This is a genomic window from Burkholderia mycopellens (assembly GCF_964265025.1).
Taxonomy (GTDB): domain Bacteria; phylum Pseudomonadota; class Gammaproteobacteria; order Burkholderiales; family Burkholderiaceae; genus Burkholderia.
Genome location: NZ_OZ183802.1, coordinates 363,148 through 377,332, shown reverse-complemented (window position 1 = coordinate 377,332; position 14,185 = coordinate 363,148). Strand labels below are relative to the sequence as shown.

Annotated in this window: 14 protein-coding genes; 1 reads left to right on the top strand and 13 read right to left on the bottom strand. The window is 67.8% G+C overall.

Annotated features, from left to right (window positions below):
• Positions 1-116: 116 nt before the first annotated feature.
• Positions 117-830, bottom strand: coding sequence for a transposase (locus ACPTTC_RS01810; protein ID WP_027783329.1), 714 nt, complete (start codon positions 828-830; stop codon positions 117-119).
• Positions 831-1,023: 193 nt separating this feature from the next.
• Here ACPTTC_RS01810 and ACPTTC_RS01805 point away from each other — a divergent pair, with 193 nt between their 5' ends.
• The gene (locus tag ACPTTC_RS01805; RefSeq protein ID WP_423391373.1) at positions 1,024-1,755 is read left to right on the top strand and encodes an OmpW/AlkL family protein; all 732 of its coding nucleotides are present in this window, start codon (positions 1,024-1,026) and stop codon (positions 1,753-1,755) included.
• 163 nt (positions 1,756-1,918) lie between these two features.
• Here ACPTTC_RS01805 and ugpQ read toward each other — a convergent pair whose 3' ends face one another.
• The 12 genes from ugpQ to ACPTTC_RS01745 form a co-directional block, all read right to left on the bottom strand.
• The gene (gene ugpQ / locus ACPTTC_RS01800; RefSeq protein ID WP_423391372.1) at positions 1,919-2,686 is read right to left on the bottom strand and encodes a glycerophosphodiester phosphodiesterase; all 768 of its coding nucleotides are present in this window, start codon (positions 2,684-2,686) and stop codon (positions 1,919-1,921) included.
• A 28-nt stretch (positions 2,687-2,714) separates the two neighbouring features.
• Positions 2,715-3,800: a sn-glycerol-3-phosphate import ATP-binding protein UgpC gene (locus ACPTTC_RS01795; protein WP_423391371.1), complete on the bottom strand. Its 1,086-nt coding sequence runs from the start codon at positions 3,798-3,800 to the stop codon at positions 2,715-2,717.
• A 32-nt stretch (positions 3,801-3,832) separates the two neighbouring features.
• Positions 3,833-4,678, bottom strand: coding sequence for a sn-glycerol-3-phosphate ABC transporter permease UgpE (gene ugpE, locus ACPTTC_RS01790; RefSeq protein ID WP_226200890.1), 846 nt, complete (start codon positions 4,676-4,678; stop codon positions 3,833-3,835).
• Positions 4,675-5,559, bottom strand: a complete 885-nt coding sequence (gene ugpA / locus ACPTTC_RS01785; protein ID WP_039366730.1) for a sn-glycerol-3-phosphate ABC transporter permease UgpA — start codon at positions 5,557-5,559, stop codon at positions 4,675-4,677. The genes ugpE and ugpA overlap by 4 nt, the downstream gene beginning before the upstream one ends.
• A gap of 102 nt (positions 5,560-5,661) precedes the next feature.
• Positions 5,662-6,996, bottom strand: a complete 1,335-nt coding sequence (gene ugpB, locus ACPTTC_RS01780) for a sn-glycerol-3-phosphate ABC transporter substrate-binding protein UgpB (RefSeq protein WP_423391370.1) — start codon at positions 6,994-6,996, stop codon at positions 5,662-5,664.
• Positions 6,997-7,086: 90 nt separating this feature from the next.
• Positions 7,087-8,295 carry a deoxyguanosinetriphosphate triphosphohydrolase gene (locus ACPTTC_RS01775; RefSeq protein WP_423391369.1) on the bottom strand — a complete coding sequence of 403 codons (1,209 nt, stop codon included), beginning with the start codon at positions 8,293-8,295 and terminating at the stop codon, positions 7,087-7,089.
• Between the two features lie 41 nt (positions 8,296-8,336).
• Positions 8,337-9,416, bottom strand: coding sequence for a 3-dehydroquinate synthase (gene aroB / locus ACPTTC_RS01770; protein WP_423391368.1), 1,080 nt, complete (start codon positions 9,414-9,416; stop codon positions 8,337-8,339).
• Positions 9,413-9,967 carry a shikimate kinase AroK gene (gene aroK / locus ACPTTC_RS01765; protein ID WP_175957917.1) on the bottom strand — a complete coding sequence of 185 codons (555 nt, stop codon included), beginning with the start codon at positions 9,965-9,967 and terminating at the stop codon, positions 9,413-9,415. The genes aroB and aroK overlap by 4 nt, the downstream gene beginning before the upstream one ends.
• A 40-nt stretch (positions 9,968-10,007) precedes the next feature.
• Positions 10,008-11,639, bottom strand: a complete 1,632-nt coding sequence (locus ACPTTC_RS01760; RefSeq protein ID WP_423391367.1) for a type IV pilus secretin PilQ — start codon at positions 11,637-11,639, stop codon at positions 10,008-10,010.
• Entirely contained in the window at positions 11,636-12,505 is an 870-nt protein-coding gene (locus ACPTTC_RS01755; protein ID WP_423391366.1) for a pilus assembly protein, read from the bottom strand. The genes ACPTTC_RS01760 and ACPTTC_RS01755 overlap by 4 nt, the downstream gene beginning before the upstream one ends.
• Positions 12,502-13,110 carry a fimbrial protein gene (locus ACPTTC_RS01750; protein WP_423391365.1) on the bottom strand — a complete coding sequence of 203 codons (609 nt, stop codon included), beginning with the start codon at positions 13,108-13,110 and terminating at the stop codon, positions 12,502-12,504. The genes ACPTTC_RS01755 and ACPTTC_RS01750 overlap by 4 nt, the downstream gene beginning before the upstream one ends.
• Positions 13,107-14,033 carry a competence protein ComA gene (locus tag ACPTTC_RS01745; protein WP_423393305.1) on the bottom strand — a complete coding sequence of 309 codons (927 nt, stop codon included), beginning with the start codon at positions 14,031-14,033 and terminating at the stop codon, positions 13,107-13,109. The genes ACPTTC_RS01750 and ACPTTC_RS01745 overlap by 4 nt, the downstream gene beginning before the upstream one ends.
• Between the last annotated feature and the right edge of the window lie 152 nt (positions 14,034-14,185).

Below are 14,185 nucleotides of genomic sequence, written 5' to 3'. Positions count from 1 at the left end.
ATCGAACCCCAATTAAATGGATGCTTCTATCTGGTGCCGTTTTATTGGGGTCGTATCGTTTTGGTGCAAAAAGAAGCGGCGCTCGCAGCGCCGCCTCCCGAGCCGTCGTTCCGGCGTTACTGCTGGATCGGCGGCGTGTTTTCACGCACCTTTCTGGGGCGTCCGCGCGGCAGCGGCGATACGCGCCGGTTCGCGGTGCGCGCCGCCCACTCGCGGTAGTTCTCGCCGCCGAGTACCCAGCCCTTGAGCGTCGCCTGCTGCAACTGGTCGGCTTGCCGCTCGTCGAGCGGCTGCTCGCACAGCTCCTTGTACGCACGCTGGCGGTCGAACGGCGTGTTGCCGAGCGCCCAGTAGAGCGGATGGTCGGTGATCAGGCTGTCGACGGTGAGCCCGACGTGATGCCGGTAGCTCGACCAGCGATAGGCCTCGGGCGTCGCGACGAGCTGCGAGCGCACCGGGCTCATCTCGACCACGCGACTCGCGAGCAGGAAATAGCGCTCGCCTTCGATCACGGTCGCGCGATAGCGGCCTTCCCACAGGGTGCCGCGCCGCGAATAGCGCCGGTTGAAATGCGCAACGTAGCGGCGACCGACGGCCTGCATCGCCTTCGGCAGGCTCGCCTCGTCGCTCGGCGTCACGAGGAGTTGCACCTGGCGCGGCAGCAGCACGTAGGCATGCACCGACAGGTGGTGATCGCGCGCGGCGGCCTTCAGGCAGTCGATGAAGAGTTCGTAGTCCTGGTCGTCGACGAACGCGGGTTGCTGATCCAGGCCGCGCAGTATCACGTGCTGCGGCTGGTCGGGAACGTAGAGTCGTGCTAACCGTGCCATGCTGAATGTCCGTTTGAACGCGTTAGGAAATACCCGGAGGTCCGAAAGTGCGCACCTACGTAGAATGCCCGTCCTATCGGTGCGCGAATGCGTACGGTCGTACTAATCCTAGGGTGAAAACTCTAACTTACGAGCTTGTTTGGTTTTAAACGCAGTCGTCATAATGAGCACGCCTTAGATCGGAGGAGACACAATGAAACGAAAACTGGCCATTACGGGGGCCGCAGCGCTCGCATTCACGTTTGCGGGCGGTACGGCACATGCACAATCCGCAGGTGATTTCTACGTCAGCGCCGGCTGGCTGCACCTTGCGCCGCAGGACAGCAGCGACCCGCTGTTCCTCTACGGCGTCGGCGGCACACCCATCAACCAATCGGTACCCAACACGGGCGCCGGCATCAGCGACGCCGACACGCTTGCGCTGGCGACCGGTTACTTCGTGACCGACCACATCGCCACGGAGTTCATCGCCGGCATTCCGCCGAAGTTCGACATCACCGGCAAGGGCCAGTTCTCGAATTTTGGTACGCTTGGCCGCGCGTACCAATGGAGCCCCGCGCTCCTCCTCAAGTACTACTTCAACGACGCCAACGCGAAGTTCCGTCCGTATGTCGGCGTCGGCGCGACGTATATCTGGTTCACCGGCGCGAAGATCACGAACAGCGCGTTCGAGAACGGCGTGCTCGGCGGCCCGACCAGCGCGCAGACCAGCAACCAGTGGGCGCCCGTGTTCAACGCCGGCTTCACGTACAACTTCACGAAACACTGGTTCGCCGGCTTCTCGATGTCGTACATCCCGGTCAGCGTGACCGCGACCTTCACGACGGCCCGCCGGACGCCGGTCGGTACGCTGACGGAAACGTCGAAGGCCCACATCTCGCTGAACCCGATCGTCACGTACCTGAACGTCGGTTACCGCTTCTAAGCGTAGTCGAATATTTGGGGAATGGTTAATCCTGCTGCAATTTGTAGCGGAATTTTCGTGACGTAACGTCTCCACGATGCAAAACGCCCCGGCGGATTCCCGTCGGGGCGTCGTTTTTTTGTCTCAGGGTCTTCCCGCATCCACCATCGCGCGGGACCGGCCGCTACGCGATATCGTCCAGCGCATCGGGGGCGATGAGGTCGATCCGGTCCGTGCAGACCGCGTCGACACCCCAGCGCGCGAGTTCTCGCGCCCGTTCGAGGTCGTTCACCGTGTACACCAGGATGCGCAGCCCGGCCGCCTTGATCACGCGCACGAGCGCTTCGTCGAGCTGCTTGTGGTCTGCATGCAACGAAACGCAGCCGAGCGCGCCGACGACTTGCGCATGCCAGTCGTCCGGCACCGCCTCGTAGAGCATCCCGCGCGGCAGCGCAGGCGCCGTCGCGCGCGCCTGTTGCAGCGCCTCGAACGAGAACGACGACAGGAGCGGCGGGACCGCGGCATCACGCCAGTACGCGGCCGCGTCGGCCGCCACGCGCTGCCCCGTCTCGCGCTCGCGCCCCGGGCACGGCTTGATCTCGACATTCGCTGCCAGCCCGTGGGCAAGGCAGCGCGCCGCCGCCGCCTCGAGCGTCGGCATCCGCTCGCCGGCGAAGCGCGCGTCGAGCCACGCACCCGCGTCGAGCGCGGCCAGCGCCGCATAACGCATGCCCGCCGCCGCGCCGTGACCGTTCGACGTGCGGTCGACCGTGTCGTCGTGCAGCAGGAACGTCACGTCGTCGGCCGACAGCTTCGCGTCGAACTCGACCATCCGGTGGCCGCGGCGCGCGCCCTCGTCGAGCGCGGCGAGCGTGTTCTCCGGTGCGAGCGTGCCGCCGCCACGATGGGCGACGACGCGCGGATAGGGCCACCAGTCGGTACGGGTCGTCATCGTCGGTCTCTCGCCAAGGTCAGCAGGTTCAACCGGCACGCTTGCCGGTCTCGGGATCGAAGAAATGCAGCCGGTGCGCGGGCAGCGCCGCCGCCAGCGCCGAGCCGCGCGCGGGACGATCCGCGTGCGGCAGGCGCACCGCGACATCGTGATTGCCCCAGCGGCCGTGCGCGAGATTGTCCGCGCCGAGCAGTTCGCACGAGTCGACCGGCAGCGTCGCCTGCGCGACGCCCGGCTGCGGCGTCATGTGCTCGGGACGCACGCCGAGCACCCAGTCGCGCCCGGTGGCGATCGTCGTGCCGATGCCGGGGGCGCCGGCGACCGGCAGCGCGGGGCCGCCACCCGCGACCGTAAACGTCGCGCCGTCGTCCGACAGCCGGCCGTGCATCAGGTTCATCGCGGGCGAGCCGATGAAGCCGGCGACGAACACCGTCGCCGGCTTCTCGTACACGTCGACCGGCGCACCGATCTGTTCCGCGTAGCCGCGATTCATCACGATCACGCGCTGCGCGAGCGTCATCGCCTCGATCTGGTCGTGCGTCACGTAGACGCTCGTCGTCGCGAGCCGCGCATGCAACCGCTGGATCTCGAGCCGCATTTGTACGCGCAACTTCGCGTCGAGGTTCGACAACGGCTCGTCGAACAGGAACACCGACGGCTCGCGCACGATCGCGCGACCCATCGCGACACGCTGCCGCTGGCCGCCCGACAACTCGCGCGGCCGCCGCGCGAGCAGCGGCTCGAGTTCGAGGATCTTCGCGGCCGCCGCCACCCGCGAATCGATCGTCGCTCGCTCGATTCCGCGGATCTTCAGCCCGTAGCCCATGTTCTGCGCGACCGTCATGTGCGGGTACAGCGCATAGTTCTGGAACACCATCGCGATGTCGCGATCCTTCGGCTCCAGCGCGTTGACGACGCGCTCGCCGATCGCGATCTTGCCGTCCGTCACGCTCTCGAGCCCCGCGATCATCCGCAGCAACGTCGACTTGCCGCAGCCCGACGGGCCGACCAGCACGATGAATTCACCGTCGGCGATCTCCACGTCGATGCCATGCAGCACGTGCTGCTTGCCGTCGTAGGATTTCCTGACGCCCTTCAAGCTCAGCGCAGCCATTCTTGGTCTTTCTCCCGGTTGCCGTCCGTCATTTATTTCTCGGAATCGACGAGGCCGCGCACGAACCAGCGCTGCATCGCCAGCACGACGACGAGCGGCGGGATCATCCCGAGCAGCGTCGCCGCCATCACGTATTGCCATTCGGTCGCGGCGTCGCCGCTCGCGATCATCGTCTTGATGCCCACCACCGCCGTCGACAGCGATGCCTCCGTCGTGATCAGGATCGGCCACAGATACTGGTTCCAGCCGTAGATGAACGTGATCACGAACAGTGCCGCGATGCTCGTCTTCGACAGCGGCAGCACGACGTCCCAGAAGAACCGCAGCGGCCCCGCACCGTCGATGCGCGCGGCGTCCATCAGCTCGTCGGGCAGCGTCATGAAGAACTGGCGGAACAGGAACGTCGCGGTCGCCGATGCGATCAGCGGCAGCGTGAGCCCTGCGTAGGTGTTCGTCAGGTGCAGCGTCGACACGACCTGCACGGTCGGGAAGATCCGCACTTCCACCGGAAGCATCAGCGTGACGAAGATCAGCCAGAACGCCGTGTTGCGGAACGGGAAGCGGAAATAGACGATCGCGTACGCGGACAGGATCGACACCGCGATCTTGCCCACCGCGATGCCGAGTGCCATCGCGAAGCTGTTCACGAGCAGGCGACCGAACGGCGCCGTCGTGCCGCCGCTGCCGTGCCCCCAGATGTACGCGACGTTCTCGAACAGGTGCGTGCTCGGCACGAGCGACAGCGGCACCGTGAACACTTCCTGCGCGTTCATCGTCGCCGCGCAGAATGCGACGTACACGGGAAACACGACCAGCACGACGCCCGCGATCAGCACCGCGTGGCAAAACAGGTCGAAGCCCTTGCGATTTTCGATCATGCGTATTGCACCCTGCGTTCGACGAAGCGGAACTGGATCACCGTGAGCCCGACGACGATGATCATCAGCACGACCGACTGCGCGCCCGAGCTGCCGATATCGAGCCCCTGGAAGCCCTCCGCGAAGATCTTGTAGATCAGCGTCTTCGTGCTCTGCGCCGGGCCGCCGCCGGTGGCGGCGTCGATCACCGGGAACGTGTCGAAGAACGCGTAGACGAGGTTCACGACCAGCAGGAAAAAGCTGGTGGGCGACAGCAGCGGCAGCACGATGTTGAAGAAGCGCCGCACCGGCCCGGCGCCGTCGATCGCCGCCGCCTCGATCAGCGAGCGCGGGATCGCCTGCAGGCCCGCGTAGAAGAACAGGAAGTTGTAGCTCACCTGTTTCCATACCGACGCGAGCACGACCAGGAACATCGCCTGGCCGCCGTTCAGCGCGTGGTTCCACACGATGCCGCTCTTCGCGAGCGCATAGGTGATCAGGCCGATGCTCGGGTTGAACAGGAACGCCCACAGCACGGCGGCGATCGTCGGGGCGACCGCGTACGGCCAGATCAGCAGCGTGCGATACACGCGCGCGCCGCGGATCACGCGATCGGCGCACGCGGCGAGGATCAGCGACACGACGAGCCCGCTCACCGTGACGAGCGAACTGAACACGAGCGTCGTGCGGAACGAATCGAGATACAGCGGATCGGCGAACAGGTGCGTGAAGTTCGCGAGGCCGACGAATTCGCTCGACGTGCCGAACGCATCCTGCATCTGCGTCGACTGCCACAGCGCAACGCCAGCCGGCCACAGGAAGAACACGGCGGTGATCGCGAGCTGCGGCGCGATCAGCAGGTACGGCAACAGGCTCGTACCGAAACGGGAACGGGATTGCATCGCGGATATCCGGTCAGGCGCAACGGAAAGGGGCTGTGCCGCCGGCCGGCGCGCGCATCCGTACAGGATGCGACGCGGCCGGCGGCACGGTGCGATGCGGGCTCAGCCGCCCGACTTCTCGAAGCGGCGCAGCAGTTCGTCGCCGCGCGACGCGGCCGAATCGAGCGCGTCCTTCGGCGACTTCTTCTGCGCCCAGACCTGTTCGAACTCCTCGTCGACCACCGTGCGGATCTGCGGCATGTTGCCCAGGCGCAGCCCCTTCGTGTACGGCAGCGGCGGCTTGTTCAGCATCTGCTTGATCGCGGTTTCGGCGCTCGGGTTCTTCGCGTAGAAGCCCTGCTGGCGCGTGAGGTCGTACGCCGCGGTCGTCACCGGCAGGTAGCCCGTGTCCTGGTGCCACTTCGCGGCGACCGCCGGAGAGGCCAGGTACGCGAGGAATTTCGCGACGCCCTTGTAGGTCGCCGGATCCTTGCCGGCCAGCACCCACAGGCTCGCACCGCCGATGATCGCATTCTGCGGCGCGCCCTTCACGTTCGCATCGTACGGCATCATGCCCGTGCCGTAGCTGAACTTCGCGAACTTCTGCACGTTCGCGAGCGCGCCCGACGACGTCGTCATGATCCCGCAGTCGCCGCTGTAGAACTTCGCCGACGCTTCATCCTTGCGGCCCGCGTAAGTGAACGTGCCGTCCTTCGCCATCTGCTGCAGGAACGAGATGTGCGCGATCTGCTGCGGCTTGTTGAATTCGAGCACCGCGTCGGTGCCGTCGAAGCCGTTGTTGCGGCTCGCGAACGGCAGCCCGTGCCAGGCACTGTAGTTCTCGAGCTGAATCCAGCCCTGCCAGCCGGTCGTGAAGCCGCATGCCATCCCCGACTTGCGCAGCTTCTCGGCGTCGGCCTTCACGTCGGCCCACGTCTTCGGCGGCTGGTTCGGGTCGAGGCCGGCCTTCCTGAACGCGTCCTTGTTGTAGTACAGCACCGGCGTCGAGCTGTTGAACGGCATCGATACGAGGTGGCCCGTCTTCGCGTCGCTGTAGTAGCTCGCGATGGTCGGCACGAACCCCTTTTCGTCGAGCGGCACGCCGGCCTGCTTGAACACGTCGTAGACAGGCACGACGGCCTTCTTCGCCTGCATCATCGTGGCCGTGCCGACTTCATAGACCTGGAGGATCGCCGGCGCGTTGCCGCTCCGATAGGCGGCGATGCCGGCCGCGAGCGCCTGGTCGTAGGTGCCCTTGAAGACCGGCACGATCTTGTAGTCGCTCTGCGACGCATTGAACTGGTCGGCAATCGCGTTGACCCGCTCGCCGAGCGCGGCTTCCATCGCGTGCCAGAACTGGATTTCCGTCGCGGCGAGCGCCACGTGCTGCACCCCGAACATCAGCGCGCCGCCGAGCGCGATAGAACGAACCAGTGTCCCCGCAGGCTTCTTCTTCATCGACCTCTCTCCTATGAAAACGTTACCAACAGCGTGTGCAACATTCCCGTCGCCATTGAACCGGCGAAGTCTAGTGATCGTTTGTGACAGTCAGTTGTCGTTGATGACGAACAGGCGCTGATACTCCTTCAGCGCGAAGCGGTCGGTCATGCCGGCGATGTAGTGCGCGACGAGGCGCGGCTGCTGCGCGGTGTCGTCGGACTGGTAAGGCGGCGGCAGCAGGCGCGGATCGTCGATGAATGCATCGAACAGCCCGGTGACGACGCGCTGCGCCTTGCTCGCCATGCGCATGACCTTGTAGTGGCGATAGAGGTTCTTGAAGAGGAAACGCTTGAGGGCGGCCGCCTGCGCAGCAACCGTCTCGCTGTGCGACACGAGCGGCGGCGCGGCGCGCACGTCATCGAGCGACGCGGGCGCGACGCGCACGAGATTGCGCGTCGTCTCGTCGATCAGGTCGACGATCAGCGTGTTGATGATCCGGCGCACCGTCTCGTGCACGAGACGGCGGCCTTCGAGGTGCGGGAATTCGGAGAGCGCCGCCTCGTAGTGGCGCTGCCACAGTTCGACTTCCGCGAGTTGCTCGATCGTGATCAGGCCGGAACGCAGGCCGTCGTCGACATCGTGGTTGTTGTACGCGATCTCGTCCGCGATGTTGGCGAGCTGCGCTTCGAGCGACGGCTGGCGGCCCTGCAGGAAGCGCTCGCCGAGCGCGCCGAGCTTGCGCGCATTCTCGCGCGAGCAGTGCTTCAGGATGCCTTCGCGCGTTTCGAAGCACAGGTTCAGCCCGTTGAACGCGCCGTAGTGCTCCTCGAGCTCGTCGACGACTGCCAGGCTCTGCAGGTTGTGCTCGAAACCGCCATGCTCGCGCATGCAGGCATTCAGTGCGTCCTGCCCGGCATGGCCGAACGGCGTATGGCCGAGATCGTGCGCGAGCGAGATCGCCTCGACGAGATCCTCGTTCAGGCGCAGGTTGCGCGCGACCGAGCGCGCGATCTGCGCGACTTCGAGACTGTGTGTGAGGCGGGTGCGAAACAGGTCGCCTTCGTGATTGACGAAGACCTGCGTCTTGTATTCGAGACGGCGAAACGCGGTCGAATGAACGATGCGGTCGCGGTCGCGCTGGAATTCGGTGCGCGCCGCCGGCGGTGTTTCCGGATGGCGGCGGCCGCGCGACTGCGACGCGTGTGCGGCATACGGAGCGAGATGGGCTTCCAGCGCCGCCAGCGTCGGCGGCTCGGCCACCGGCGCAGCGGATGCGCGGCCGGCTTCGGGCAGTGTGCTGCTGGATGTCTCGCTCACGTCTCCTCCAGGTCAGGGGCGCCGGGGCATCCGGGCGGCCGTTAGCGGGTCGTCTGTGCCAGTGTAGCGGACACGGCTTCGTCCGGCGCCTGCGTGATCAGCGTATCGCCGAATCGCTTCAGCAGGATGAACTTGATCGCACCGGCCTCGGCCTTCTTGTCGACGCGCATCAGGTCCATGTAGCGCGCGTCGCCGAGCGCGGGCCCGCGGGTCGGCAGGTGCGCGGCCGCGATCACCGCGTCGAGGCGCTGCCGCGACGCTTCGTCGAGCAGGCCGAGCCGCACCGACAGGTCACCCGCCATCACCATCCCGCAGCCGACCGCCTCGCCGTGCAGCCACTCGCCGTAGCCGAGCCCAGCCTCGATCGCGTGGCCGAACGTGTGGCCGAAGTTCAGGATCGCGCGCAGGCCGCCTTCGCGTTCGTCGGCCGCCACCACGCTCGCCTTGATCTCGCACGAGCGCTTCACCGCATGTGCGAGCGCAGCCGGGTCGCGACGGTTGAGCGCGTCGACGTTCGCCTCGATCCAGTCGAAGAATTCAGCATCGGCAATCGCGCCGGTCTTGATGATCTCGGCGACGCCGGCCGCCAGTTCGCGATCGGGCAGGGTCGTCAGCGCGCCAATGTCCGCGATCACGGCCTGCGGCTGGTAGAACGCGCCGATCATGTTCTTGCCGAGCGGGTGGTTGATGCCCGTCTTGCCGCCGACCGACGAGTCGACCTGCGACAGCAGCGTCGTCGGCACCTGGATGAACGGCACGCCGCGCATGTAGCACGCGGCCGCAAAGCCCGTCATGTCGCCGATCACGCCGCCGCCAAGCGCGACGAGCGTCGTCTTGCGGTCCGCGCGGTCGGTCAGCAGGCCGTCGAAGATCAGGTTCAGCGTTTCCCAGTTCTTGTACGCCTCGCCGTCCGGCAGCACGACCGTCGATACGCGCTTGCCGAGCGGCGCGAGCGCCGCGCGCAGCGCGTCGCCGTAGAGCGGATCGACCGTCGTGTTCGTGACGATCGTGACGGACGAGCCCTTGATATGAGGCGCGAACAGTTCGGCGCGGCCGATCAGGCCGGCGCCAATGTGAATCGGATAGGCGCGGTCGCCCAGATCGACGTTGACAGTAATCATGCTTGTAGCGGCTTGGCGATGACGCCCGCCAGTTCGAGTTGCATCAACACCATGTTGACGAGACCGTTGACCGACGGACGGCCGGTCTCGATGACGAAATCCGCGCATTCGCGGTACAGCGGATCGCGTACCTCGTAGAGCGCTTCGAGACGCCCTTTCGGATCTTCGGTTTGCAGCAACGGGCGGTTCTTGTCCTTGCGCGTGCGCAGCCACAGATCGTGCGGATTGGCGCGCAGGTAGACGACGATGCCGTGGCTTTTCAGGCAGTCGCGGTTTTCCGGGCGCAGCACCGCGCCGCCGCCCGTCGCGAGCACGATGTTCTCGCGCTGCGTGAGATCGGCGATCACCTGCGTTTCGCGATCGCGAAACCCGGCCTCGCCCTCCAGCTCGAAGATCACCGGAATGCGTGCGCCCGTGCGGGCCTCGATTTCGTGGTCGGAGTCGAAGAACGTCCTGTCGAGACGACGCGCGACCGCACGGCCCACGGTGGTCTTACCCGCTCCCATAAGGCCGACGAAAAATACGTTTGCATGTGGGTCCCGCGCTTGCAACGGCTTCCTCTGCTTCAATCTTGCTGGTGTGTGGCGCAGCTTACTGGCAAAGCGGCTGCCTTGTCGAGCCTGCGCCGGCGGCTTCCGGCCCCGTTTTTTCGACATCCGCGCCGCCCGCGCCGCGCGCATCGCAGCGCGCATCGACGACGGTCGGTGTGATGAAGACGACCAGTTCGCTGCGCTGGTCGCGCTGCGCGCGATGCCGGAAAAGCGCGCCCAAAAACGGTATTTTGCCCAAGAGCGGCACGCGCGTCACATCGTTCCGGTTCAGCTGCTCATAGATCCCGCCGATCGCGACCGTCCCGCCGTTCTCAACCTCGACGCGCGTCTGGACGTGCTTTGTATGAATCGCCGGACCGGCCGCCGTCGGCTCGCCGATGCTGTCCTTCGTCACGTCCAGGTCGAGCACCACGCGCCCGTCCGGCGTGATCTGCGGCTCGACCTCGAGCTTGAGCGTCGCCCGGCGGAACTGCACGCCGCTCACGCCGTTGCCGACCTTCGCCTGGTACGGCAGCTCCGAACCCTGTTCCACGATGGCCTTGACGCGATCGGCGGTCACCACGCGCGGGCTCGAAACGATCTGGCCCCGCCCCTGCGCCTCGAGCGCGCTCAGTTCGACATCGAGCACGCGGCTGAGCGGCGCGGCGAACAGCGTGAAGCCGGCGGTTGCCGCTTCGAAGCCGCCGAGCGGCCGCGCGGCAAGGTCGAGCGCGTTGCGCGCGCCGGTCGTGAATGTGCCGCTCTCGCCCGACGGCGGCCGCTCCTGCGCCCGCAGCGCGACGCGTGCGCCTAAATTGCGCGAAAAACCCTGCTCGCCCTCGACAATGCGGGCCTCGATCCGGACCTGCCGCGACGGCCGGTCGATCGCATCGATCAGGCTCGCGATCTGGCCGAGACGCGGCGCGAGATCGGTGACGAACAGCAGGTTCGTGCGCGGATCGGCCGCCGCGGCGCCGCGCTTCGACAGCAGGCGCTGGCCGGTCGCGCCGGCCAGCAGCCGTTGCACGTCCTGCGCGCGCGGGTAGTGCAGCGCGAACGTACGGCTCGCAAGCGGCTCCAGATCAGCGGCCCGCGCGTGCATTTCGAAGCGCTCGCGTTCGCGCGCGGCCAGCTCGGCCGCCGGCGTGACCCATATCACGTTGCCCCGCCGGGACATCGCGAGCCCGTGCGTATCGATCAGCGTGTCAAAGGCATCGCGCCAAGGCACATTGTTCAGACGTAACGTGACGGTGCCACGCACCTGCTCGCCGACGACGATATTGAGTCCGGTGAACCGGGCGAACGCGTCGAATGCGGCCGCGAGCCCCGCACCCTGCAGATTCAGCGAGATCCGCCGTGCGTCGTCCGCATCGCCCGGGTGTCGGGCAGCAGCGTCGGCCATCCGGGCCGGCGGCGCCAACGGGATCGGCGGCCCCTCCAGCCCGGGTGCCGGGGTGGCGGCCTCCGCCTGAAGCGCCGCGCGAGCCGCCTGGTCGAACGGCGGCTGGCCGGCTGCCGTCGATACGATGTTGTCCGCACCGTCCACCGCACCTTGCGGCAGCGGCAGGCCCGGCACCGGCGTATCCGTCGATGCTGCGGGCCAGACGGCCGGCAGCGGCGGCAACGCGGCGCTTGCACCGGCCGCGCTCAATCCGGCCCAGACGGCAAGTGCCCGACATCCGGGTTTCATCATGGCCGCCTCCGTTCGTTCAGGGTGACTCGGTATGCGCCGTCCGCCGTCGCGAGCGTCACGGCGACGGGATCGACTCGCACCACTCGCGCTGCCCCGAGGGTTTCGCCGGGCACCACGGCCGTGAACGCGCCGTCACCGTCGTCGAACAATGCGAGACCGGTGCGCCCATCGCGGATCGTGCCGGCCAGGCGAGCAGCCGCTCCCGCCACATCAGACGAATCAGCCTCGCCGAACGGATCGGCACCGGACGCATCGGCCAGAACCGGCGCCTCCCCGCCCGTGGACATTACCGCCGGCAACCCCGGAAACACGTCGACAGACATTTCCACGCGCGCGGCCTCCTTTCCCCGTTCGACGCGCAGCGCGGTCGGCACCGCCAGCACCGGGAAACGCGCCAGGCCGCCGACCATCTGCAGCAATGCGCGAAAGCCGCCATCCGCGACGATGCGCACCGTGCGCCGGCCGTCCGGACCCGCACCATCGGCGCGCAACGGCTCGATCGATACGCCGAGCAGCCCGCTCGACGCGGCGCGATCCGCCAGTTCCAGCATCAACGCGGCCCATTCCGGCGCATGCGACGAGCGATCGCCGCGTGCCGCCGCCGGATGCCCGTCGCGTTGCCGGACAGCCGCCGTCAGAACACGCTGCGCGTCGGCCTCACGCATCTGCGCCGCCGCCAGCAACGTGCGGCTGTGCGCAAGCCCGCTCCAGTCGGCGGCATTCGCCAGATGAATGCCACCCGCCAGCACGGCCGCGAACGCGAGCATGCAGCCCGCGATGTGTGCCGCCGCCGGCGACACGCGCCGCATGCCCCCCAGCCATTCATCGCCACGCCGTGCGGGCCGATGCGCGAACGCCGTCGTCATGCGCCACCTCCCGGGGCTTTTCGAGGCGGCATCGCGTCGTGCCAGCGCAGTTGAACCGAGAACCGGAAAGGCATCCCGCCCGTCGCGACAGGCGCATCCGAGGCAGGCTTCAACGCATCGATGTCGATCCGCCAGCCACGCTGCTCGCGCGCCATCCCGGCGAGCCATCGCGCGGCCGCCCGGTAGCTCGCGGCGCGTGCATCGAGCACGGCACCGGCCGACGTCGTGCGCAGCGCGTCGAGCCGCACGGTGCCGTCGCGCACCTCCGCCAACATGGCCAGCAGCCCCGCGACGTGCCGGTAGGGAGCGGCAAGCGCGTCCGCCTGCGCGTCACGCTGCGAGGCAACGGCCGCTGCATTGGCAGCGCGCGTCGCGGCGCCCACCTGCGGCTGCAACTGCCGCAGCCGCGCCTCCACGCTTGCGCGCTCGGTATCCACACGCCACCGCGCCCCGGCGGCGGCGCCTGTCCACAGGCCGGCGCCGAGCACGCCGAGCAGAATCGCCGCACCGCACTGCATGGCGCGACGATGTCGCAACGCCTGCGCCAGCCGCTCGCGGTAGGGCAGCAGGTTGAAGCCCCCCGGCCCCGCATGACGGACCGTCATTCCCACGCCCCGCGCAATGCCAGTCCGAACGCGACAGCCCATGCCGGGCCGCCCGGCGTGCAGGCGGGCGGGCACGCTTGCCCGTTCCAGCCCGTGCAGTCGAACGGCACCGCAACCGCGCCGAGTACGTCGCCGATCTCGGCGATGGACGTATCGAAACGGGTGATGCACCGCTCGTCCCCGGCCACGAGTACGCAACACAAGGCCCCGAGCGCCCGCCTGCGCAATGCATCGGAAATCGCCCCCGGCACGGCGCCGGACAGCGTCAGCACCGGTACGGCCAACGGGCCGTCGATGCGCCAGCCATGCACGCCCGAGTCATGAAACCAGAGTGCCGCGCAGGGCCCCGCCTGCGCGTCGGGTTCGATTTGCGCGGCATAGCGCAACGCACGCAGCGCCGCGGCCGACTCGCCGTCGACCACCGTCAGGTCGATACCGGCCTGCGCGGCTACGTCGATCCGCCGTTCGAGCAGCGCCAGCGGGGCCACTGCAATCTCGATCTCGGCCGCCCCCACTCCGCCATCCTGCCGCCAGTCGAACGCGAACCCGTCCGGCGCCAGCCCCGAGATGCGTTCGGCCGCCTGCCGCGCGGCGTCCTCGATGTCGTCCCGCCCGGCCAGATCCAGCGTCGCGGTGCGCATCTCGTCATCGTGCAACGCCATCACACCACGCGTGTCGCACCGCACGCCGGCCGCCGACAGTCTCGACACGGCCGCGGCCAGCGCACGCGCGACCGCCGCCCAGCGCGCATCCTCAGGCCCGCCCGCCAACCCGACCGGCTCCCGTTCGAGTCCCTCGACGTACACCTGAGCGCCCCGGCCGCGCCGGCTCAGCACGGCCACCCTCACCTCGTCCGCACCGACGTCGATTCCCGTCGACCGGTGCCCGCCCCGCGCAAGCCGCGCGCCCCATCGTCCCGCCATCCCAGCCTCCCGAAATCGTCGCGGCCCGTGCCGCGTTTCCGAGACCTGATTCTGCAAAGCGGCGCGGGCGGCCGACAGTCGGCCTAACGGCCAGCATCCGCTCGCGACGGCCTCGCGCGGGCTATGCTGGAAGTGCGCCAAGCCGTGTCTTC